24 protein-coding genes are annotated in these 22464 nt (G+C 71.7%); 15 read left to right on the top strand and 9 right to left on the bottom strand.

The features are described 5' to 3' along the window. Positions 1–319 (bottom strand): hypothetical protein (locus tag ET989_RS07080; protein ID WP_131167853.1); only part of this gene is annotated, 319 nt, incomplete at its 3' end. A 142-nt stretch (positions 320–461) separates the two neighbouring features. After that, positions 462–1010, bottom strand: coding sequence for a histidine phosphatase family protein (locus ET989_RS07085; protein WP_131167854.1), 549 nt, complete (start codon positions 1008–1010; stop codon positions 462–464). A gap of 42 nt (positions 1011–1052) precedes the next feature. Between ET989_RS07085 and ET989_RS07090 the strand changes: the two genes are divergently transcribed. Then, a complete protein-coding gene (locus ET989_RS07090; protein WP_131167855.1) occupies positions 1053–1583 on the top strand; it encodes a bifunctional adenosylcobinamide kinase/adenosylcobinamide-phosphate guanylyltransferase in 531 nt (176 codons plus the stop codon). Positions 1584–1586: 3 nt separating this feature from the next. Here ET989_RS07090 and ET989_RS07095 read toward each other — a convergent pair whose 3' ends face one another. Together ET989_RS07095 and cobT are read right to left on the bottom strand one after the other, a co-directional pair. Next, complete coding sequence (locus tag ET989_RS07095; RefSeq protein WP_131167856.1) at positions 1587–2372, bottom strand: adenosylcobinamide-GDP ribazoletransferase; 786 nt, start codon at positions 2370–2372, stop codon at positions 1587–1589. After that, positions 2372–3388 (bottom strand): nicotinate-nucleotide--dimethylbenzimidazole phosphoribosyltransferase, encoded by a 1017-nt coding sequence (cobT, locus tag ET989_RS07100; protein WP_131167857.1) that lies wholly within the window; start codon positions 3386–3388, stop codon positions 2372–2374. Before cobT ends, ET989_RS07095 begins: the two co-directional genes overlap by 1 nt. 44 nt (positions 3389–3432) lie before the next feature. Between cobT and ET989_RS07105 the strand changes: the two genes are divergently transcribed. Further along, positions 3433–4062, top strand: a complete 630-nt coding sequence (locus tag ET989_RS07105) for an IMPACT family protein (RefSeq protein WP_131167858.1) — start codon at positions 3433–3435, stop codon at positions 4060–4062. Positions 4063–4258: 196 nt separating this feature from the next. Here the strand turns inward: ET989_RS07105 and ET989_RS07110 are convergent, their stop codons facing one another. Beyond that, positions 4259–5728 (bottom strand): MDR family MFS transporter, encoded by a 1470-nt coding sequence (locus ET989_RS07110; protein ID WP_131167859.1) that lies wholly within the window; start codon positions 5726–5728, stop codon positions 4259–4261. A gap of 211 nt (positions 5729–5939) precedes the next feature. On the opposite strand from ET989_RS07110, the gene ET989_RS07115 reads away from it, so the two are divergent. Next, a complete protein-coding gene (locus ET989_RS07115) occupies positions 5940–7013 on the top strand; it encodes a GNAT family N-acetyltransferase (protein ID WP_131167860.1) in 1074 nt (357 codons plus the stop codon). Here the strand turns inward: ET989_RS07115 and ET989_RS07120 are convergent. Genes ET989_RS07120 through ET989_RS07130 form a run of 3 tightly spaced genes read right to left on the bottom strand, consistent with a single transcriptional unit; the run spans position 7006 to position 11505 of the window. Continuing rightward, complete coding sequence (locus ET989_RS07120) at positions 7006–8718, bottom strand: glycoside hydrolase family 13 protein (RefSeq protein ID WP_131167861.1); 1713 nt, start codon at positions 8716–8718, stop codon at positions 7006–7008. The two genes, ET989_RS07115 and ET989_RS07120, sit on opposite strands and share 8 nt — an antisense overlap. A 56-nt stretch (positions 8719–8774) precedes the next feature. Further along, the gene (locus ET989_RS07125; RefSeq protein WP_131167862.1) at positions 8775–10565 is read right to left on the bottom strand and encodes a glycoside hydrolase family 2 protein; all 1791 of its coding nucleotides are present in this window, start codon (positions 10563–10565) and stop codon (positions 8775–8777) included. 13 nt (positions 10566–10578) lie between these two features. Further along, positions 10579–11505 carry a DMT family transporter gene (locus tag ET989_RS07130; protein ID WP_165490079.1) on the bottom strand — a complete coding sequence of 309 codons (927 nt, stop codon included), beginning with the start codon at positions 11503–11505 and terminating at the stop codon, positions 10579–10581. Between the two features lie 173 nt (positions 11506–11678). Between ET989_RS07130 and ET989_RS07135 the strand changes: the two genes are divergently transcribed. The 11 genes from ET989_RS07135 (at position 11679) to ET989_RS07185 (ending at position 20837) form a co-directional block, all read left to right on the top strand. Next, complete coding sequence (locus ET989_RS07135) at positions 11679–12014, top strand: DUF2218 domain-containing protein (RefSeq protein WP_206662260.1); 336 nt, start codon at positions 11679–11681, stop codon at positions 12012–12014. 1 nt (position 12015) lies between these two features. Then, a complete protein-coding gene (locus ET989_RS07140) occupies positions 12016–12423 on the top strand; it encodes a VOC family protein (protein WP_131167864.1) in 408 nt (135 codons plus the stop codon). Positions 12424–12536: 113 nt separating this feature from the next. Beyond that, a complete protein-coding gene (gene otnK, locus ET989_RS07145; RefSeq protein WP_131167865.1) occupies positions 12537–13781 on the top strand; it encodes a 3-oxo-tetronate kinase in 1245 nt (414 codons plus the stop codon). Between the two features lie 27 nt (positions 13782–13808). After that, positions 13809–14588, top strand: coding sequence for a 2-oxo-tetronate isomerase (gene otnI / locus ET989_RS07150; protein WP_131167866.1), 780 nt, complete (start codon positions 13809–13811; stop codon positions 14586–14588). Beyond that, positions 14585–15355 (top strand): DeoR/GlpR family DNA-binding transcription regulator, encoded by a 771-nt coding sequence (locus ET989_RS07155; protein ID WP_131167867.1) that lies wholly within the window; start codon positions 14585–14587, stop codon positions 15353–15355. The genes otnI and ET989_RS07155 overlap by 4 nt, the downstream gene beginning before the upstream one ends. A gap of 126 nt (positions 15356–15481) precedes the next feature. After that, on the top strand, positions 15482–16447 hold the full coding sequence (gene denD / locus ET989_RS07160; protein WP_131167868.1) for a D-erythronate dehydrogenase: 966 nt from the start codon (positions 15482–15484) through the stop codon (positions 16445–16447). A gap of 11 nt (positions 16448–16458) precedes the next feature. Then, a complete protein-coding gene (locus ET989_RS07165; protein WP_131167869.1) occupies positions 16459–17868 on the top strand; it encodes a GntP family permease in 1410 nt (469 codons plus the stop codon). Between the two features lie 17 nt (positions 17869–17885). After that, on the top strand, positions 17886–18503 hold the full coding sequence (otnC, locus tag ET989_RS07170) for a 3-oxo-tetronate 4-phosphate decarboxylase (RefSeq protein ID WP_131167870.1): 618 nt from the start codon (positions 17886–17888) through the stop codon (positions 18501–18503). A 93-nt stretch (positions 18504–18596) separates the two neighbouring features. Then, on the top strand, positions 18597–18923 hold the full coding sequence (locus tag ET989_RS07175) for a 4a-hydroxytetrahydrobiopterin dehydratase (RefSeq protein ID WP_131167871.1): 327 nt from the start codon (positions 18597–18599) through the stop codon (positions 18921–18923). Beyond that, complete coding sequence (fumC, locus tag ET989_RS07180) at positions 18920–20314, top strand: class II fumarate hydratase (RefSeq protein ID WP_131167872.1); 1395 nt, start codon at positions 18920–18922, stop codon at positions 20312–20314. Before ET989_RS07175 ends, fumC begins: the two co-directional genes overlap by 4 nt. A 232-nt stretch (positions 20315–20546) precedes the next feature. After that, positions 20547–20837, top strand: coding sequence for an antitoxin (locus ET989_RS07185; RefSeq protein ID WP_131167873.1), 291 nt, complete (start codon positions 20547–20549; stop codon positions 20835–20837). 70 nt (positions 20838–20907) lie between these two features. Here ET989_RS07185 and ET989_RS15790 read toward each other — a convergent pair whose 3' ends face one another. Further along, positions 20908–21033, bottom strand: coding sequence for a hypothetical protein (locus tag ET989_RS15790; protein WP_277751353.1), 126 nt, complete (start codon positions 21031–21033; stop codon positions 20908–20910). A gap of 560 nt (positions 21034–21593) precedes the next feature. On the opposite strand from ET989_RS15790, the gene ET989_RS07190 reads away from it, so the two are divergent. Continuing rightward, complete coding sequence (locus ET989_RS07190; RefSeq protein ID WP_131167874.1) at positions 21594–22457, top strand: exodeoxyribonuclease III; 864 nt, start codon at positions 21594–21596, stop codon at positions 22455–22457. The last annotated feature ends 7 nt before the right edge of the window (positions 22458–22464 follow it).

The raw sequence follows: 22464 nt of genomic DNA on the forward strand, positions 1-22464 counted from the left end.
CCTGAGCCACCAAAGGATGGGCTGTGACCTCCTGACCGCCGTACACCCACGAAGCAGCCTCGGCCGCGGTCACCTTCGACGACACCGCCAACAACGTCTTCATACTCGTCCCCCGTGCGGTCTCAGCGGCCTTGGCCCGATCAGCCTCGGCGATCAACACCACCCGCAAAGCCTCCACCTGGCGCCCCAGCGCGACGACCTCGCTCACCAACCCAAGCCGCCCCTCGGCGTCCAACCGACGGCGACCAGCATGGTCGATACTCGCCAGCAGCGAACGCGCACCAGCCAACGCGGAAGCGGTGGGGGTCGGCTGGTCCATGCACCCAACGCTAAACACCACCACCGACAATCAGAACAACACATTCGAACCTGTGGACAACGCGACGAACCTATCCACACCGGTCGAAACCCCTTGACAGGACCGGCCCTTCGAGGCTCGCCCCGCTCACACCCCAGGGACCTCAGGCTGGTCCGTTCACGATGCCGCCGTTGGGAAGGTCGAACCACTCGACGTCGCGGAAGCCGCGTCCCTGCAGCATGGACATCGCGATCTGGATCACGTGCCCGTGGGTCACCAGCACGATCGGTCCGGGGTGGGCGGCCTCGATTCGGGCGAAGGTCTCGATGAGGCGGGCGTGGACGTCCGCGACGGACTCGCCGTTGCCCCACCGCACCTCATTGATGTGCTCCGCGCCCGGGCTGAGGGCGGTCAGGTCGGCGAACAGCTGGCCCTCCATCGTGCCGAACGTCTGCTCGCGCAGGCCGGGCTCCAGGTACAGCGGCAGGTCCAGGACGCCGGCGATGATCCGGGCGGTCGCGTGGGAGCGCTGCAGGTCGGACGACACGACGGCCGTCAGGTCGCGGCGTCCCGCCAGAAGGACCGCGGCGCCCTCGGCCTGGGTGTGCCCGAGCGGCGTCAGGGGGCTGTCGAGCTGACCCACCACGCGTCCCTGCGCGTTCGCCACGCACTGCCCGTGGCGGACGAAGGTGAAACGGGGGTTCGATCTCACGCCCCCAACATAGACTCCCGCGGGGATGGCTAGTGTGTGTCCGTGAATCGAGTCCTGGTCACCGGCGGCGTCCGGTGTGGTAAGTCCAGCCACGCCGAGGGTCTGCTGCGAGGCCTGGAGGGAGTGGCCTACGTGACGCCCGGCTACCCGGCCGACCCGACCACCGACGCGGAGTGGGCCGCTCGGGTGGCCCGGCACCGCCTCGCCCGACCCGCCGACTGGACCACCGTCGAGACCGTCGATGTCGCCGCCGCGCTCCGCGAGGCGTCCGGACCCACGCTCGTCGACTGCGTCGGCACGTGGATGACCCGCCAACTGGACGCCGTGGGCTGGGACACCCCGCGCCCCGAGGCGACCGCCCTCATCGAGGAGCGGATCGCCGACCTGGCCGCCGCGGTGGCGGCGCACCCCGGTCCGATCGTGATGGTCACCAACGAGGTGGGCTGGGGCGTCGTGTCCGAGCACGCGTCCGGACGCCTCTTCGCCGACCTGCTCGGACGCGCCAACCAGGCGCTGGGTGCCGTCGTCGACGACGTCGTGCTGATGGTCGCGGGACGGGCCGTGCGGTTGTAGGGGTCAGCGGATCGCCAGGCCCAGCAGGACGCCGAGGGTCATCAACTCGACCGCCGCGCCCAACACGTCGCCGGTGATGCCGCCCAGCTTCCGGACGGCGAGCCCGACCGTCGCGCTGGTGGCCATGAGTCCGACCACCATGCCCCACGCCCATGCGTGCCGCGGGATGTCGCCGCCCAACACCGACCCGACCACCTCCGCCAGCACGAGGCCGCCCAGGAACAACCCCAGGTGCAGCGCCGTCACCAGCCACGGCGGCACCGACCCGGCCACGGCGGCGCCCAGCCCGTCGGGGCGCGCCGACGGGATGGGGCCCGAGCAGGCGGACGCCAGCGCCAGGCGTCCGGCACCCAGTGCCAGCGCGACGAACAACCAGCCGCCCGGACGGGCGAGCAGGTCCCCCACCAGCACCGCCTGCAGCCCCAGCACGAGGACGAGCGCGACGGCGCCCATCGGTCCGACGTCGCCGCGGCGCATGATCTCCAACGCCTGCCCTGCCGGACGCCCCGACCCCAGCCCGTCGGCGGTGTCGGCCAGCCCGTCTGCGTGAATGGCCCGCGTCATCAGCTGCACCAGCCCGATCGTCACCAACCCGGCAGCAAGAGGAGGCACCCCCAAGACCACCAGCCCCCACCCGGCTGCGGCAATGGCCACCATCACGGGTAGCACCACCAACCAGCCGGTCGACATCGCGACGCGGGCCACGGCGCGGTCGACGGTGCGCGGCGGGGGGCCGGGGAGGGCGGTGAGCGTCCCCCAGGCCAGGCGCAATCCGTCGACGACCGCCATCAGATCTCCGACAGCAGGGCGACCTCGCGGAGCGCCGCGATCGCCGCGTTGAGGACGCCGACGGACAGCACGGCGCCCGACCCTTCGCCCAGGCGCATCCCGAGGTCGAGGATCGGCTCGAGACCGAGGTGCATTTGGGCCAGTGCGCAGCCCGGCTCGGTGGAGCGGTGCCCGGCGACCATCCAGTACCGCGCGCCCGGGACCAGTTCGTCGGCCAGCACTGCCTCCGCCGAGGCGATCAGCCCGTCGACGACCAACGGCACCCCGCGTCGGACGGCGCCGGTCATGAAGCCGACGGCGGCCGCGATGTCGGCCGAACCGAGCGCGGCCAGACGCTGGCGGGGGTCGATGGCGCGGTCCCCGACCCGGGAGAGTGCCTCATCGAGCAGGGCGGCCTTGCGGGCCAGCGATTCGTCGTCCAGCCCGGTCCCTCGCCCGGCGACGTCCGCGCCGCGCAGGTCGAGGCTGGCGGCCACCAGCGCGGCGGCCGGGGTGGTGTTGCCGATGCCGAGGTCACCGGCGATGAGCAGCTGTGCGCCGGCCTCGACGGCCTCGGCGGCGATGGTGTCGCCGGCGGCGAGGGCGCGCTCCAGCTCGTCGGGGGTCAGTGCGTCCTCGACGTGGATCGCGCGTGCCGGCCCCACGTGGAAGCGGCGCACGGCGTCCGGCACGCCCTGCAGCGATCGGACGCCGAGGTCGTACACGCTCACGGTCGCACCCACCGAGCGGGCCAGCGCGTTCACGCCCGCACGCCCGGCGAGGATGCCGTGCACCATCGCCGGCGTCACCTCGGCCGGGTAGGCCGACACTCCGGCCGCGGCGACGTCATGGTCCCCGGCGAAGACCACAACGCGCACGTCGGTCAGCGGACGTGGCGGGCATTCGCCCTGGCAGGCCGCGACCCAGGCGGCCAGCGACTCGAGGCGTCCGAGCGCGCCCTGCGGTTTGGCCTGCGCATCGCTCAGGGCGTGCGCCTCGGCGCGGACATCGGGGTTCGGCGGCTGGATAGCGTTCATCGCCAGCCATCATCGCACTCTCGGGGCGTGGCAGTATCGTCGGCATGACCCTCTGGCTGCCGCGCGGCTACTCGGCGGAGGCGGAGATCGAGGTCCGCCGCTCGCGGTTCATCACCCGCCTCGCGCGCGTCGACGACGAGGACGCCGCGCGCGCCGTCATCGCCTCGGTGCGGGCCGCCTATCCGGACGCCCGCCACCACTGCCTCGCGTTCATCGTCGACGTGCCGGACGCCCAACCCGTCGAGCGTTCCTCCGACGACGGGGAGCCGGCCGGCACTGCGGGGATGCCCATGCTGGAGGTCCTGCGCGGCGCGGGCGTCTCGAACGTGGTCGCAGTCGTCACGCGCTACTTCGGCGGCGTCCTGCTCGGGACGGGGGGCCTGGTGCGCGCCTACTCGGACGCCGTGGCGTCCTCCCTCGAACCGGCGCCCCGGGTGCGCCCGGTGGTCCGTCACCTGGTGGGGCTGCAGGTGCCGGCGGCCGATGCGGGGCGGGTGCAGGGCGCGTTGATGAACCGCGGCGTCGACGTGATGGACGCCGACTGGGGCGCGTCCGTGCTTCTGACGCTGGCCGTCGACGACCCGGACGCCGCCCTGCCGCTCGTGCGCGAGGTGGCGCAGTCGGACGTCGAGCTGGTGCCGCTGGGGTCGACGGTCACGGAGCGGCCCGCCTGAACCGGCCTCAGCGGCCGGGTCCCCGCCCCGAACCGGCCTGCGCGGTCGTGGGGTCGATCGGCACGTTGATCGTCATGGTGTAGCCCTCGCTGGCGGAGCCGCGGAAGGTGGGCACCTGTGGTGTCCACCGTGCACCAGCCGTCTCGCCGCGGGCGATGTGTGGGCTGTGTGTTCGCTGTGATGCGCGAGGAGGCCCTCAGTGCGCGAGGACGGGCCCGTCGGTGTCCGACTCGGCGGGGCGGCGCAGGAAGAACCCTGCTACGACGGCGGCCGTCCACACGGCGCCCGCCCCCAGGAACCCCCAGTGCGCGCCCTCGAGCATGGCCGTCGAGGGGGACGCCCCGGCCGCGGCCGCGGCGTCAGACTGCATGGCGAACACGGTGACGAACAGGGCCGTGCCGGCGGCACCGGCCACCTGCTGGATCGTGCCGATGAGCGCCGACCCGTGCGAGTAGAGGCGCTTGGGCAGCGAGCCCAGCGCGACCGTGAACAGCGGCGTGAAGATGAACGCGAACGACGTGGACATCGTCATGTGGCCGACCATCACCAGCCACCACGGGGTGGACGGGGTGAGGAAGGAGAACCCGACGAAAACCGCGAGCACCACCAGCGAAGCGGGGATCACCAGCGGGCGCGGCCCAACCCGGTCGTAGAGGCGTCCGATCAGCGGCCCCATCACGCCCATGGCGACGCCGCCGGGCAGCATCATCAGGCCGACCTGCAGAGGCTCCAGTCCGTACACGCGCTGGAGCAGCAGCGGCAGCATGATGATCGTGCCGAACAGCGCCATCATGCCGATGGCCATCATCATCAGCGCGACGGTGAAGGTGCCGTGGGTGAAGGTGCGCAGGTCGAGGAAGGCGCGCTCCTGGGCCTGCAGCACGAACTGGCGGGCGGCGAACCCGATCAGGCCGGCGATGCCGGCGCCGATGGCGAGCATGGGCTCCCAGAAGGGGATGGTGGTGTCGCCGATCAGCGACAGGCCGTAGATGAGGGGCCCGAAGGCAAGGACGGTCAGCGGGATCGACCAGCCGTCCAGCGGGACGGGGCGCGGCTCGTTGGCGTTGCGCAGCCGCATCCGGCCCAGCACGAGGATGGCCAGGGCGATCGGCAGCACGAAGGCGAAGATGAAGCGCCACGACCCCAGCTGCAGCAGCAGGCCCGACAGGGTGGGCCCGGTCGCGGGGGCGACGGCGATGACCATCGAGATGTTGCCCATCATCTGGCCGCGTCCGTGCGGGGGCACCAGCTGCATGATGGTCGTCATCAGCAGCGGCATCATCATGGCCGTGCCGGACGCCTGCACGACCCGGCCCGAAAGCAGCACCGCGAAGGTCGGTGCGAGCGCGGCGATGGCGGTGCCGAGGCTGAACAGCCCCATGGCGAGGGTGAAGACGGTGCGGGTGGGGAAGCGCTCCAGCATCCAGCCGGTGATGGGGATGACGATCGCCATCGTCAGCATGAAGGCCGTGGTCAGCCACTGGGCGACGCGCTCGGTGACGCCGAAGTCGCCCATGATCTGGCTCAGGGCCACGTTCATGGTCGTCTCGTTGAGGATGACGATGAAAGCGCCCACCAGGAGGATGGCGATGATCGACCGGTTGCCGGTCGGCTGGTCGGGCGTCACGGCGGACGGCTCCCTGCTCGGGCGGGCGGGTGCAGACATCGGGCTCCTGAGGACTCTGTGGGAGGAAGCCGGTCAGCACTGACCGCACGTGGGGGACGTCCCATGCTAGATCGGCCCCCACGTGCTGAGCAATGTGAGCGCAACTCGGCCACGGACTCGCCGCAGAAGGGGATTGCTGCTCCCGGCGCCGCGGATCTATCCTGCAATGCTGCCCGCCGGAGGGTGCGGCGGCCCCCCGAGGAGCACCCCCATGAGCCTGGTCGTCACCCCGCTCGAGCTGCCCGAACGCTGGGACGAGCCCGGCCCGCGCGGCGACGCCTTCCGGGCCTTCCACGCCCACGCCGAGCGCTCCAACGCGATGCGGTTCGGGCCGGACGTCGTCGCCCGCAGCCCCGAGGAGCGCCTGGCGAGCCTCCAGCCGTCCCTGGCCGAGGCCTGCCGGGCCTTCGTCGCGCACCGTGACGGACAACTCGTCGGCGCCCTCAAGGTCTACACCCCGCTCCTGGAGTCCACCGACGTCGCCGAGATCGTCATCTCGGCCGAGCCCGACCTGCCGGACGCCGAGGTGCTCGACCTCGTCGAGGAGCTCACCACCCACGGCGAACAGGTCGCCGCCGGGCTCGGGCGCGGTGACTTCCGCGGCGGGTCGCTGGCTGCGGCGTCCGGGGCGGTCACGGCCGCCACCGGGTTCGGCGGCGTCGACCCGGACCACCCCGAGGTGGCTCCCCTGGTCGCCCGTGGGTACGTGCTCGAGCAGGTGTACCGGATCAGCATGGTCGACCTGGCGGCGCTGCCGGACCTCGACGAGCGCCTCGCCGCCGCCCGCGCCGGGGCGCCCGGCTACGACGTGGTGGCGTGGGCCGGCGAGACGCCGGCCCCCCACCGGGCCGGGATGTGCCGCCTCAAGGAACAGATGGCGGCGGACGCCCCGGGCGGCGGCGTCCTCTTCGAGCCCGAGGTCTGGGACGACGCACGGCTGGCCGACTTCGAGGCCTCCGCGGCCAGCGGCGGGCGGACGATCCGCACCGTCGCCGCCGTCGAGGGTGCCACCGGCGAGCTGGTCGGCTTCACCAGCGCGTTCGTCGGCACCTCGACGGTGGTGAACCAGCAAGACACGGTCGTCGCAGGGGCGCACCGCGGCCACGGGCTGGGCGCGCTCATGAAGCTGGCCAACCTCGCCGAACTCCGCGAGCACCACCCCAACCACACCCGCGTGGTCACCTGGAACGCCGAGGAGAACCGGCCGATGCTCGCGGTCAACGAGGCGACCGGCTTCGTCACCGTCGTCCACGACGGCGTGTGGAAGCGCCGCAGCGTCAGCTGATCGACAGCCAGGCCGCCGCGTCGGACGGCAGGCGCCCGTCGACGAGGCCGACCGAGGTCACCAGCACCTCGCCGGCGGGCAGGTCGACCGGATCGGCGCCGAAGTTGACCACAACCAGCGTGCCGGAGCCGCGCACGAACGCCAGCACGTCGCCGCCGTCGGCCTCGTGGAACTCCAGCGCGTCGGTGCGGAAGTCCGGCCGCTCGCGGCGCAGCTTCAGGGCCGCCCGGTAGAGGTTCAGCGTCGAGGCCGGATCGGCGTCCTGCTTCTCGGCGGTCAGCTCGCCCCAGTGGGCCGGCTGGGGGAGCCACGGGGCGGCGTCCGTGCCGAAGCCGAACGGCGCGACGCCACCCGACCACGGCAGCGGCACGCGGCAGCCGTCGCGACCGCGCACGCGGTGGCCGGAGCGCTCCCAGGCCGGGTCCTGCAGCAGGGCCTCGGGGATGTCCTCGACCTCCTCCAGGCCGAGTTCCTCGCCCTGGTAGATGTAGGCCGATCCGGGCAGCGAGAGCTCCAGCAGCGCGGCGGCGCGGGCGCGGCGGCGTCCGAGTTCGAGGTCGGTGGGCATCGTGATGAGCTGGGCGCCGAGCTCGATCGGGTCGCCGGCCGAGCCCAGCGGGTCGACCACCGTGTAGTCGACGCCCGTGATCGGCTTGCCGTAGCGGGTCGCCACGCGCACGTTGTCGTGGTTGCCGAGCACCCAGGTGGTGGGCGCGCCGACGGCCTCGTGCGCCGGGATCGTCTTGGCGATCACCGCGCGCTGCGAGCCGGCCGACCACTCCGAGAGCAGGGCGTCGAAGTTGAAGGTGGTGTGCAGCCGATCGGGGCGGACGTACTCCACGAGGCGCTCGATCGGGTCGAGGTAGGCCTCGGCCACGAACACGCGGCCGCCCAGCTCGGTGTTGGCGTACGAGTCGGCCACGGCTCGCCAGCGGCGCTGGATCTCGGGAACGCCCGTGTGGTCCCACTGCGGGGAGCCGACGCGCTTGTCGTTGCTGCCGAACCCTGTCTGCGGGTCGACCTCGATGTCGGGCAGGAGTGGGTCCTTTGACATCGAGTCGGCGACATCGACGCGGAAGCCGTCGATGCCGCGGTCGAACCAGAACCGCAGCACGTCGTCGAACATGTCCGGGATCTCGGGGTTGTCCCAGTTCCAGTCCGGCTGGCTGATGTCGAACATGTGCAGGTACCACTGGCCGGGCGTGCCGTCGGCGTTGGTGGTGCGCGTCCAGGCGGGGCCACCGAAGACGGACGCCCAGTTGTTGGGCGGCAGCTCGCCGTCCTCACCGCGCCCATCGCGGAAGATGTAGCGGTCGCGCTCGGGCGAGCCCGGGGCCGCGGCCAGCGCCTCCTTGAACCAGGGGTGCTCCCAGGAGGAATGGTTGGGCACCAGGTCGATGAACACGCGGATGCCGAGCTCGTGCGCCTTGGCGATGAACGCGTCGGCGTCGGCGAGGGTGCCGAAGTCGGGGGAGATGTCGCGGTAGTCGGCGACGTCGTAGCCGCCGTCCAGCAGCGGGGAGGGGTACCAAGGGCTCACCCACACCGCGTCGACGCCCAACTCGGCGAGGTAGCGGAGCTTCTCCGTGATGCCGCGGACGTCACCCGTGCCGTCGTTGTCAGCGTCCGCGAACGAGCGTGGGTAGACCTGATAGACGACGGCGTGGCGCCACCAGTCGGGGTCGAGGAAGTGCGGGTTGCTCATGGGGCACAAGCCAACCCGTCGCCGGGCCGCGGGTCAAGCGTTTCGGCCCGTTTATTTCACAACAAAGAAATAGGTGGGGGTTGAGCGCCGATCGCCTCGCGCAGCGCCCCCAGCGGCGCCTTCGGGGTGCGGTCGGGCCACGCCAGCCCGTTCTGCTCCTGCAGGCAGTCGGTCAGTTGCGTCCAGCAGAAGCCGACCAGCCCGGACGCCGCCCCCACCTTGGCGACCAACCCCGCGACCTTCCCCAGGAGGGCGGACGCGTCGGGGACGGCGCCGTAGCCCCACGAGTCGGCCTCCCGCGGTAGCGAGACGCCGCCGAACTCGCTCAGCACCGCCGGCGTGCCGGGGGTGGGGGCGTCCACGAGCAGCAGCTTGCCGCCGGGCCGCACGCCGCTCAGGGTGGCGGACACGGCGTCCGGCGACCCGTAGCGGGCGGCCAGCACGGCGGGGTCGTGGGTGTAGTCGTGCACGCCGACCAGGTCGCCGGCCACGTTCTCCCAGCCGTCGTTGCCGATCGCCAGCCGCGACGGGTCGAGGGCCTTGGCCAGCCAGTACGCCGCCCGCACGGCCGCCTGCTGCTGGGCCGAGTCGGCCACCTCGAACACGCCCCAACTCTCGTTGTAGGGCACCCACGCCACCACGCTGGGGTGGTTGCGGTCGCGCTCGACGAGCTCGGTCAGGGTCCGGCTGTTCAGGGCCGTCGACCGCGGCGTGTGCACATACGCCGCCGGGACGTCGGCCCACACCATCAACCCCACCTCGTCGCATGTGCGCAGGAACCGCGGGTCGGCGCTGACCTGGTGGATCCGCAGTCCGTTGAACCCCATCCCCTTGATGAGCTCGGCCTCCGCCCGCAGCGCCTCGAGCGACGGCGCGGTGAAGTGGGTGTCGGGCCAGTACGCCTGCTCCAGGACCAGCCGCGAGAAAACCGCCACGCCGTTGAGTTCGACGGTGCCGCCGCGCACGCCGATCGTGCGCAGCCCGGTGTAGCCGGCCACCTCGTCCAGGACCTCGTCGCCCCGCACCAGCCGCAGCCGCACGTCGATGAGCATCGGGTTGTCGGGGGTCCAGTAGAGCAGCGGGGTGTCGGCGTGCGCGGCCCGCCCCAGCCGGGCACCCACCTCGACCACGGACGCCGTGGCCCCGACCCGCACCGTGCCCAGATCGATGCCGGCCGCCGCGAAGGACGCCTCGACGGCCAGGTCGTCGTCCTCGGCCCAGCCCTCGATGCGGATGTCGCCGCGGAGGCGGCCGAACGTGTCCAGCGTCGTCCAGGCCACGGACGCCAGCCGGGTCGCGGGCACGACCTCGAGCCACACCGAGCGCCAGATCCCCGACGAGCGGCCGTACCAGATGGCGTGCGGCTGGTCGTGCCAGTCCTGCTTGCCGCGGGGCTGTTCGAGGTCGCGGGCCAGGTCGGTCGCGGCGATGACGACCTCGTGGCCGGGGCCCTCGCCCAGGGCGTCCGTGATGTCGAGCGTGAACGGGGTGTAGCCGCCCTCGTGCCTGCCGACGAACTGCCCGTCGACCCACACGCGGGCCTCGTGGTCAACGCCCTCGCAGTGCAGCAGCAGCCGCTCGCCGGGCCCGGGCGCCTCGATGTCCGAGCCCAGCGTGAACGTGCGCCGGTAGCGCGGGTGGTCGCAGCGCTCCAGCCCCAACCCGGACGCCGCGGACTCGGGCGGGAACGGGACCTCGATCGTGCAGTCCCAGTCCCAGTCGCGGGGCGTGTCGCCGGGGCGGCCCTCGGCGAAGTCCCACGGCCCGTCGAGGCAGGCCCAGCGCGGGCGCGCGAACGTGGGGCGGGGGTGGTCGGGGGCAGGTCGGGCGGGGGGAGTGTCGACCATGGGGAAACCTCCGTCAGGGATGGAGCTCGGGCTCCATCGTGTCACGCGGCACCGTGGAGCGGGGGCCGAGCGTGGTGAGCACGACGGCGGACAGCAGCACTGCGGCGCCGAGGGCCGCCGGCGGCGTGAGCCACTCGCGGAACACCAGGGCGGCGAGCGTGGTCGCGGTCACCGGTTCGAGCAGGGCGACCAGCGAGCCGATCGTCCCCGACTGCGTGCGCAGCCCGCGCAGGTAGGACAGGTAGGACACGGCCGTCGGGACCAGCCCCAGGGCGACGACCAGCACCAGCGACAGCGGGGTGATGGTGAAGCCGATGGGTCCGAAGAGGGTGGCGACCGCCAGCACCGCGGCCCCTCCGCCGAGAAACGCCAGACCCGTGCCCGTGGCGTCGTCGAAGTCCGGGTCGGGGTTGGCGCCCAGCAGCGAGATGCCCGCGAAGGACGCCCCGGCCACCAGCGACAGTCCCGCCCCGATCAGGGCGTCGCCGAACGCGATCCCCTCCGGCGGCGAGCCTGCCAGCAGGAGCAGCCCGACCAGGGCGGCGCCCAGGGCGAGCGCGAGGCGTCCCGTGAGGCGGACCCGACCGGTGAGCGCCTCGATCGTGAGCACCATCAGCGGGGTCGACCCGATCGTGATGAGCGTCGCGACGGCGATGCCCACGAAGCCGATCGCCGAGAAGAACGTCACCTGGTACAGCCCCGAGGCGAAGCCCAGCGCGGCCACCCGGCCCCACGCGGACGCCGTGCTCGGCAGCCGCAGCCGCCCGGTGAGCAGCACGAAGCCCAGGATCAGCAGGCCGCCGACGAGGATGCGGTACCCGCCCGCCGGCAGCAGGGCCAGCCCCGACTCACCGCGCAGCAGGACGCCGAGCGTGCCCGAGGTGCCCCAGGTCAGGCCGGCGAGCACGAGCCAGCCGAGGCCCGTCCGGTGGTGCGTCACGCGGGGCATCCTCGCACGGCGCGCGTGGGCGCCCCCCGTGTGACGCTACTGCGAGATCTCCTCCACGACCTCGCGTGGTGCCCTCGTCGAGCTCGCGGGCGACGTCGGCTTGGGCCACCACACCGACGACCTTGCCGCCGTCGACAACCCAATCGGCGGGGTAGCTTTGCCCCATGACGCAGATGACCAGCACCGCTTCGGTCGCCACCGACCGGCCGGGCCGCTACGCCAAGCAGCTCGCCTCGCACCTGGGCCGCAAGGTCGCCGCCGAGTGGGACGAGCAGGCCCAGGAGGGTTGGGTCGACTTCGGCTCGGGCCGGGTGACGCTGGCCGCGGGCGACGGCGTCCTGCTGATGGGCCTGGAGGCCGACGACGCCGAGGCGCGCGACCGGCTCGAGGGCGTGGTGGGGCGCCACCTGGTCAAGTTCGGTGCCAAGGACGAACTGGTCTGCGCGTGGGCGCGCACCGACGGCACGCCGGGCTCCGAGCACCGGCACGAGGGGGAGTGACATGGCCCTGAAGTGGTACACCGTCGTGGTCGACTGCCACGACCCGCAGGCCCAGGTGCACTGGTGGGCGCAGGCCCTCGACTGGGACGTCGTCTACGACACCCCCGACGAGGCCGTCGCGATCCCGAAGGGGATGAGCGAGGACCCGGTCGACGACGTCGAGGAGTGGATGGCGCGCGGCCAGGGCCTCGTCTTCGTGCCGGTGCCCGAGGGCAAGACGGTGAAGAACCGGCTGCACATCGACCTCGCGCCCCACACGTCGCAGGACCGGGACGCCGAGATCGCCCGCCTGCTGGACCTCGGGGCGTCCCGGGTCGACGTGGGCCAGGACGACGCCGCCGTGACGTGGACCGTGCTGGCCGACCCCGAGGGCAACGAATTCTGCGTGCTGAGCACCCGCAACCGCTGACGAACTGCCCCGCAGAGGTTCGGCAACCCCTTGCTGTGTGAAGTTTTGTGATCTATCGTTAGGAAAAGTTCAGCCTGGCGGGAGCCTGGGCGCGTTCTCAACGAGGAGATCACATGACGATTCGGCTCGGCGTCATCGCCGACGACTTCACCGGCGCCACCGACATCGCCGGCTTCCTGGTGTCCAACGGGCTGTCGGCCGTGCAGGTCAACGGTGTGCCCGAGGGCCCGCTGCCGCAGGCCGACGCCATCGTGGTCAGCCTCAAGAGCCGCTCGATCCCCGCCGACGAGGCCGTCAGCATGAGCCTGGCCGCCCTCGACGCGCTGCGCGCTGCCGGCGCCGAGCGCATCCTGTTCAAGTACTGCTCGACCTTCGACAGCACGCCGGCCGGCAACATCGGCCCGGTCACCGACGCCCTCATGGCGGCCCTCGGCGCCGACCTCACCGTCATCTGCCCCTCGCTGCCGGTCAACGGCCGCACCGTCTACCAGGGCCACCTGTTCGTCGGCGACGTGCTGCTCAGCGAATCCGGCATGCGCAACCACCCGGTCACCCCGATGACCGACCCCAACCTCGTGCGCGTCATGGAGGCCCAGAGCTCCGGCCGGGCGGGCGTCGTCCCGTTCGCCGTCATCCAGCAGGGGCCGGACGCCACGCGCGCGGCCCTCGCGCGCCTGGCGGAGGACGGCGTCCGGTACGCCGTGCTCGACACGCTCACCGACGTCGACCTGACCACCATCGGAGCCGCGACCGTCGACCTGCCGCTGACCACGGGCGGGTCCGGCCTGGGCGCCGGCGTCGCGCGCGCGCTGGCGACCGGGACCGACGGCGTCCAGTCGGCGCCGTGGCAGCCGGTCGAGGGCCGGACGGTCGTGCTGTCGGGCTCCTGCTCGGTGATGACCAACGCGCAGGTCGCCGCCTACCGCGCCGATGCCCCGGCCCTGTCGGTCGACGTCGACCGCCTCGTCGCCGACCCCGACGCGTACCGCGCCGAGGTGCTCGCCTGGGTGCTCGCCCAGCCCGCCGAGCCCGCGCCGCTGGTGTACGCCACCGCCGGGCCCGACGAGGTCAGCCGCCTGCAGGAGGCCCACGGGGCCGCCGAGGTGTCCGAGGCCGTCGAGGCGCTGTTCGGCTGGCTCGCCCGCGAGCTGTCGGCCGCCGGCGTCCGCCGCTTCGTCGTGGCCGGGGGCGAGACGTCCGGGTCGGTGACCACCGCCCTGGGTGTCGACGGCTTCCACGTCGGCCCGCAGATCGCGCCGGGCGTGCCGTGGGTGCGCTCGCTCGACGACCGCACCGAGCTCGCGCTGAAGTCCGGCAACTTCGGCGACGTCGACTTCTTCACCCGCGCCCAGGCCTGACCCGCCCGAGAAACCAGGAGAGCCACCATGCCCCGCTTCGCCGCCAACCTGTCCATGATGTTCACCGAGGTCGACTTCCTCGACCGCTTCGGCGCCGCCGCCCGTGCCGGCTTCAAGGCCGTCGAGTTCCTGTTCCCGTACGCCCACCCCGCCGGCGAGATCAAGGCGCGGCTCGACGAGCACGGCCTGGAGATCGCCCTGTTCAACTTCTACCCCGGCGACTGGGACGCCGGCGAGAAGGGCCTGGCCGCCATGCCGGGCCGCGAGGAGGAGTTCCTGGCCTCGGTCGACCAGGCGCTGGAGTACGCGCGAGCCCTCGGCGTGCCCAAGCTGCACCTGATGGCCGGCCTGGCCGACCCCGACTCGGCCGACCACCGGGTCCGGTACGTCAAGCACGTCCGGTACGCCGCCGAGCGGGCCGCAGCCGACGGCGTCCTGATCACGCTGGAGCCGCTGAACCCGTACAACGTGCCCGGCTACTTCCTGCCCAGCGTCGCGCACGTGCTCGACGTGCTGGCCGAGATCGACCGCCCCAACGTGAAGCTGCAGTACGACCTGTACCACGCCCAGCTCACCGACGGCGACATCACCCACCTCACCGAGGCGGTCGCCGACCGGATCGGCCACGTGCAGCTGGCCTCGGTGCCCGAGCGGCACGAGCCCGACCGCGGCGAGCTGTACTACCCGTACGTGCTGGCCACGCTCGACCGGGTCGGCTACGACGGCTGGGTCGGCTGCGAGTACAACCCGGCCGGCGAGACCACCGCGGGCCTGGGCTGGCTGGACGCCTACCGGGGCCAGTCGTGATCCCCGTCGAGCGCCAGCGGACCATCCTGCGCGTCCTGGCCGAGCAGGGGACGGCGAGCATCGCCGACCTCGTAACGCTCCTCGACGTGTCGCACATGACGGTCCGCCGCGACATCGCCACCCTCGAGGCGCAGGGCCGGGTCAGCTCCGTCTCCGGTGGGGTGGCGTTGCCGTCCCGCCTGGCGCTCGACGACAGCCACGCCACCAAGGCCGAACTGCGGCCCGGCGAGAAGCGGGCCATCGCCCGGCGAGCCGCCGAGTTCGTCGGCCCCGGCAACCTCGTCTTCCTGGACGCCGGCACCACCACGCTGGCCATCGCCGAGGAAATCGCCGACCGGGCCGACCTCGTGGTCGTCACCAACGACCTCGTGATCGCCCGCCTGCTGGCCGAACGGTCCACCAGCGAGCTGTACCTGGCCGCCGGCCAGGTCGACCGGGCCAACCTGTCCACCGAGGGCGAGTTGGTCGCCGACGCGATCGGGCGGTTCAACATCGACGTCGCGTTCCTGTCCACCCCCGCCTTCGACGCCCGCGGCACCTCGATCGCGAGCGCCGCCAAGCGCACGGTCAAGGACGCGATCGTCGACCACGCCACCACCACCTACCTGGTCACCGACAGCTCCAAGTACGGCCGCGTGATGGCGCACCGATCGGTCAAGCTCGGCCGGTTCGAGGCGCTGATCACCGACAGCGGCCTGTCCGAGGCGGCGCGGGACTCCCTCCGCGAGGCCGGCCTGAAAGTGGTCCTCGTGGACCCCGCGGACTGAACCCGGCCCGCTGAGCGCGGCCCGCCGGGCCCGGCTCCCTGACCCGCCCCCAACCCCCAGTTCCCACCCCCCATCAGACCCCGGCGCGCCCTCGTGCCGGTCAACCCACCGAAAGGATGGTGCTCGATGAAGGTCATCGTCACCGGCGGCGCCGGATTCCTCGGCAGCCGCGTCATCCGGCAGCTCCTGGCTGCCCAGGACCGGGGTTCGCTCCCGGTCGCCTTCGACGAGGTCGTCTCCCTCGACCTCGCCCCCTGCCCCGTCGAGGACCCGCGCGTGGTCTCCCGCGTGGGCGACATCGCCGACCCCGAGCTGTTGCGCGAGGTCGTCGGCGACGACACCGTCGGCGTCTACCACCTGGCGGCCGTGCTCAGCGGCGGCTCCGAGGTGGACTTCGACCTGTCCATGCAGGTCAACGTCGACGGCACCCGCACGCTCCTCGAGGCCTGCCGCGCCGGCGGGACGAAGCCGCGCTTCGTCTTCACCAGCTCGCTGGCCGTCTTCGGGGGCACGATGCCCGACGTCGTCCCCGAGACGCTCGCCACCCGGCCCGAGTCGACCTACGGCGCGCTCAAGGCCATCGGCGAGCTGCTCGTCAACGAGTACTCCCGCAAGGGCTTCGTCGACGGTCGCGTCCTGCGCCTGCCGACGATCTCGGTGCGCCCCGGCCAGCCCAACTCCGCGGCGTCCTCGTTCGCCAGCGGCATCATTCGCGAGCCGCTGAACGGCGAGCCGTCCACCTGCCCGGTGCCGCTCGACACCCGCATGTGGCTGTCGTCGCCGGACGCCGCGGTCGCCAACCTGGTGCACGCCTTCGTCGTCGACGGCGACGACCTGGGTCAGTGGCGCACCATCAACGTGCCCGGCGTCACCGTCACCGTCGGTGCGATGCTGGACGCCCTCACCGAGGTCGGCGGCGCTGAGGCCCGCGCCCTGGTCAGCCACGAGGAGGACGCCCGGATCATGGACATCGTCTGCTCCTGGCCCGGTGACTTCGACGTCGAGCGCCCGCTGGCCCTCGGCTTCGTCCGGGACGCCTCGTTCACCGACGCCGTCCGCCAGTACCGCGACGAGTTCGCACCGCAGGCCTGAGGGGAGTCGTCATGCTGACCCTGTTGGAGACCCCCGTGGTCGGACCGACCGCCATCATCGGCCTGGTCATCGCGATCGCGGTCCTGATCTTCCTGGTGCTGCGCACGAAGGTGCACGCGCTCATCGCGCTCGTCGTCGCGGCGTCCATCGCCGCGCTGAGCGCCGGCATGGCCCCTGATGCGGCCATCAAGTCCATCACGACGGGCTTCGGCTCGACGCTGTCGACGATCGGCCTGGTGGTCGGCTTCGGCGTGATGATGGGCGCGATCCTCGAGGTGTCGGGCGCCGCCGAGCGCCTGGCCCTGTCGATGATCCGCTGGCTGGGCAAGCGCAAGGAGGAGTGGGCGCTGGCGGGTGCGGGCTACATCATCTCGATCCCGATCTTCGTCGACAGCGCCTTCGTCATCCTCAACCCGCTGGTCAAGGCGCTGGCCCGCAGCGCGAACCGCTCGGTGCTCACCCTGGGCATCGCGCTGGCCGGCGGCATGGTGCTGACCCACCACGCGGTTCCGCCGACCCCCGGCCCGCTGGGTGCCGCGGGCATCTACGGCGTGCCGGTCGGCGACATGATCCTGTGGGGCGTGATCCTGACCATCCCCGCCCTGATCACCGTCACCCTGTACGCCCGGGTGATGGGCCCCCGCATCGAGAAGATGATCGAGGTCGACACCGGCGAGCCGCTGGTCTCGGCGTCCGAGGCGCTGGCGGAGTTCAACGAGCTGGCGGCCGAGCGCGAGAAGGAACTGCCCTCGCTGTTCCTCTCGATGCTGCCGATCGTCGCGCCGATCCTGCTCATCTTCCTCAACACCGGTGTGGCCGCCTGGGCCGGCGTCAACGAGGGTGCGCTGCCGGACTGGGTCGTCGCGACGACGTCCTTCATCGGCAACCCGGTCATCGCGGTCGGGCTCGGTGTGATCATCGCCATCTACGGCCTCACCCGGGGCACGAACCGGCACGACACGGTCGAGACCATGGAGAAGGGCATCGAGACCGCGGGCATCATCCTGCTCGTCACCGGTGCCGGTGGCGCGCTCGGGGCCGTGCTCCGCGACAGCGGCGTGGGCCAGTACATCGGCGAGTGGGTCGCGGGCCTGCCGCTGCCGTCGATCCTGATCCCGTTCTTCATCGCCACCATGGTGCGCCTGGTGCAGGGGTCGGGCACGGTTGCCATCATCACGTCCGCGTCGCTGTCTGCGCCGATCCTGGCGCAGATCCCCGACGTGAACATGGTGCTGGCCGCGCAGGCCGCCACCCTGGGCGCCATGATCTTCAGCTACTTCAACGACTCGCTGTTCTGGGTCGTGAACCGCATGCTGGGGGTCAAGGAGGTCAAGCACCAGCTGCTGACCTGGTCGATGCCGACGACGGTGGCTTGGGCCACTTCGCTCGTGGCCATCCTCGTGGCCGATATCTTCATGTGAGTGGTGGAGGAGGACCGATGGACAACATGGACACCCGTGACCAGGTCGTGGCGCTGGCCGGGAGCCTGTTCGACCGGGGGTACTCGGTGGGCAGCGCCGGCAACATCAGCGTGCGCATCCCCGGCGGGTACCTGATGACCCCGACGAATTCGTCGCTCGGACGCCTCGACCCGGCCCGCCTGTCGGTGCTGGACGAGGACTTCGTCCACACGGCGGGGGATCCCCCCTCCAAGGAGATCCCGATGCACAAGGCGGTGTACGAGGCGCGTCCCGACACCGGCGCGCTGGTCCACCTCCACTCCACCCACGTGACGGCGCTGAGCTGCCTGTGGGTGCCGGGTGAGCCCCTGATCCCGCCGTTGACGCCCTACTTCGTCATGCGGGTGGGGGCCGACGTCCCGGTCGTGCCGTACTTCCGCCCGGGCAGCGCCGACGTCGTCGACGAGATCCGGGACGCCGCACGGCGCGGCCCGGCGGTCATCCTCGCCCACCACGGGAGCCTGGTCGCCGGGTCGTCGCTGGTGGCGGCGGTCAACGCGGCCGAGGAGCTCGAGGTGACCGCGCAGTTGGCCCTGCTGTTGCGGGGCAGTCAACCGCGCACGCTGGACGCCGAGCAGGTCGCTGAACTGCTCTGAGCGTGCAGGTGTTCCTGCGACAGTCGAGCCGAGGGGCCCGGGGCATCTGCCCCGGGCCCTTGGCCAAACCGCCCCGGCGACGGATGATGAGGCATGAAGGATTCCATCACCGCTGACGAGTTCACCGCGCAGGAGGGTGTCGCCGACTGGCGGGTGGCCGATGACGTGGCCAGCGCCCGCTTCCACACCGGGTCGTTCGCCACCGGCGTCGAGTTCGTGGTCGCGATCGGTCGGGACGCCGACGCCGCCGACCACCACCCCGACGTCGACCTGCGCTACGACCACGTGGACGTACGGTTGACCTCGCACGACGTCGGCGGGCTGAGCCGCCGCGACGTCGAGCTGGCCCGCAAGATCATCGAGGCTGCCCGCACGCTGGGCGCCCAACCCGACCCCGACTTCGAGGAGGACGAGTCATGAGGACCGAGAAGGACAGCATGGGCACCATCGAGGTGCCCGACGACGCCTATTGGGGCGCACAGACGCAGCGCTCGATCGGCAACTTCGACATCGGCCGCGACACGTTCGTGTGGGGCCGGCCGATGGTGCGGGCCCTGGGCGTCCTGAAGAAGGCCGCCGCGCAGGCCAACGGGGAACTCGGTGAGCTGCCGTCCGACGTGGCCGACCTCATCGTGCGGGCGGCCGACGAGGTGATCGCGGGTGACCTCGATGAGCACTTCCCGCTGGTGGTGTTCCAGACCGGTTCGGGCACCCAGTCGAACATGAACGCCAACGAGGTCATCTCCAACCGCGCCATCGAGCTGGCCGGCGGCGAGCGCGGCTCCAAGGAGCCCGTCCACCCCAACGACCACGTGAACCGTGGGCAGTCGAGCAACGACACCTTCCCGACGGCGATGCACATCGCGGTCGTCTCAGAGCTGAACGGCCGGCTCTACCCCCCGGTCGAGGCGCTGCGCGACGTGCTGGCGGCCAAGGCGTCCGCGTTCGCCGATGTCGTGATGGTCGGCCGCACCCACCTGCAGGACGCCACCCCCGTCACGCTCGGCCAGGTCATCGGCGGCTGGGTCGCCCAGCTCGACTTCGCGCTCGAAGGTGTTCGGGCCGCAGACGCCCGCGCCCGCGACCTCGCCATCGGCGGCACCGCCGTCGGAACGGGCCTGAACGCCCACCCCGACTTCGGGCGGTTGACCGCCGCCAAGATCTCGGCGGAGACCGGGCTCGAGTTCCGCCAGGCCGACAACCTGTTCGCCGCCCTGTCGGCGCACGACTCGCTTGTCGAGGTGTCGGGCTCGCTGCGCACGCTGGCCGGCGCGCTGATGAAGATCGCCAACGACGTCCGCTGGTACGCCTCGGGGCCGCGCAACGGCATCGGCGAGCTGACGATCCCGGAGAACGAGCCGGGGTCGTCGATCATGCCCGGCAAGGTGAACCCCACCCAGTCGGAGGCGGTCACCATGGTGGTCGCGCGCGTGTTCGGCAACGACGTCACCGTCGCGTTCGCCGGCTCGCAGGGCAACTTCCAGCTCAACGTGTTCAAGCCCGTCATGGCGCACGCCGTGCTGGAGTCCATCCGTCTCATCGGGGATGCCTCGGCGTCGTTCAACGAGCACTGCGTCGCCGGGCTGGAGCCCAACCGCGAGCGCATCGAGGCCAACCTGTCCTCGAACCTCATGCTGGTCACGGCCCTCAACCGGCACATCGGCTACGACGCCGCGGCTGCCATCGCCAAGGACGCCCACAAGACCGGCTCGACCTTGCGCGAGGCGGCGATCCGGTCGGGCAAGCTCACAGGGGAGGAGTTCGACGCCTGGGTTGTCCCGGCGGACATGACCCACCCCAGCGCGGGGTAGGCACTTCGCAGCGGCTGGACACCCACCGGCGACAGATGCACCTCGAAAGTGAATCTGCACCTGCTCCAGCAGAGGCAGATTCACTTTCGAGGTGCATCTGTGGTTCGCAGTGGTCGGCAGGACAGGTCTCGGGGTTCGGCTCGGGGGACGGCCTCATTCCCAGCCCCTGTGCCGGGGCTAGCCTGAGCCGGGTCACGAACGTGACGGACCGACCCACCAGGGAGGACGCAGCATGACCGACCAGCCGCAGCAGTTTGGCAACACCGGCGAGTACGTCGACAAGGCCAAGGACTACGCGCAGCAGAACCCGGACCAGGCACGCAGCTTCATCGACAAGATCGAGGACTTCGTCGACGAGAAGACCGGCGGCAAGTACTCCGCGCAGATCGACCAGGCTGGCGACTGGGTGGAGGGCCAGCTCGGCCTGCCGAACAACACAAACAACCCGCTGCCGACCGACCCCGGGCATGGCCCCGTCGACCCGGAGCCCCCCACGGATCCCGAGGCCCCGCCGACGGCCTGACGCCACCAACGAGACTGGCCCGCACTCCGACGGAGTGCGGGCGAGTTCGTGTCTGCGCCGGGTCATGGCCTCACCGGTTCCACAGGTGGCGGAGGGCGTCGGGCTGGACCTTGTCGTACAAGGACACCGGTCGGTGGGGCCGTTCGGTGGCCAGCAGCTGGCGCAGGGTGCGCAGCAGGGAGCTGTGCTTGGGCATGGCAGAACCTCCCTTCGGGGGGCGCTGGGAATTGAATGGGGAAATGCGCGCACGAATGATTCAATGGGTGCGCGAAAGAATGCCCCTGGGGTCTGAAAATGGCTCTGCGTGAACCTTGGTCGTGCCCTTCGAGGCTCGCTGAAGCTCACACCTCAGGGACCCGTGGCGCAGGAGGGGTAGGCAGGTCGCCGGCGAGGGGCGGCGTCAGGACGAGGCGGAGCCTCAGTCGTTGGCGCGGAGCCGAACCGGGGTGCCGACACCGACGATGATGCCCGCGTTGCCGGCGACACTGCCTGCGGTGAAGTTCATCATGGGTACCACCACCTTTCTGGTTCGACGGGTGGCCGAAATGGCCCGTGCCTGAACTTAGACCAGCCTGACAATCAATGTCAACGCGAAAGCGCATTTCTTCCCCATTTCATCGCCGCTACTCTCTCCCGCACGCCTGATCGCTTTCGACGACGGCGCCCCGCTGGCGGCGTCCGACCACCCCGGCCGGAGAATGCACGCGGCGGTTCTGGCCGAGGTCGCCCGGCTCATCGCGCGCTAGCCTCGTCGGCGTGAGGATCGCCACGTGGAACGTCAACTCCGTCAAGCAGCGCGTGCCCCGGCTCCTGCCGTGGCTGGAGCAGCGGCGTCCGGACGTGGTGTGCCTGCAGGAGACCAAGCTGTCGGACGAGGCCTTCGCCACGCTGCTGGCCGAGCCCCTCGCCGAGCGCGGCTACACGTTCGCCCACCACGGGCAGGGCCAGTGGAACGGCGTCGCCCTGCTGTCGCGGGTGGGCCTGGACGACGTCGAACGGGGCTTCCGCGGTCAGCCCGACTACGCCGACAAGGCCGAAGCGCGGGCGATCAGCGCGACGTGCGCGGGCGTCCGGGTGCACTCGCTGTACGTGCCCAACGGGCGCGAGGTGGCCTCCGACCACTACAGCTACAAGCTGGCGTGGCTCGGGGCGCTGCGGGACGCCGTGGCCGCCGGTCCCGACGCGGTGGCGTTGTGCGGCGACATCAACATCGCCCCGAAGGACGCCGACGTCTTCGACCCCGCCGCCTACGTCGGTCACACGCACGTGACCCCGCCCGAGCGGGACGCCGTGGCCGCGTTTGGTCTCGTCGACGTGCTGCGCGAGCGGTGGCCGGACGAGCGGGTGTTCTCCTACTGGGACTACCGCGCCGGCATGTTCCACCAGGACCTCGGGATGCGGATCGACCTCATCCTGGCCTCTGCCCCCGTCGCCACCCGGGCCCGGGCGGCCTGGGTCGACCGCGAGGCGCGCAAGGGCAGGCTGCCCTCCGACCACGCGCCGGTCATCGTCGACCTCGACGAGGCGCCCGACGGTGACATCGGCCCGGTCGTGCCGCCGCCGTCGCGCCCGGCCACCCGCAAGCGGGTCACCCTCCCCCAGGGGTCGCGCGACGCCTGAGAGCCCG

This window comes from Propioniciclava sinopodophylli, assembly GCF_004324755.1.
Classification (GTDB): domain Bacteria; phylum Actinomycetota; class Actinomycetes; order Propionibacteriales; family Propionibacteriaceae; genus Propioniciclava; species Propioniciclava sinopodophylli.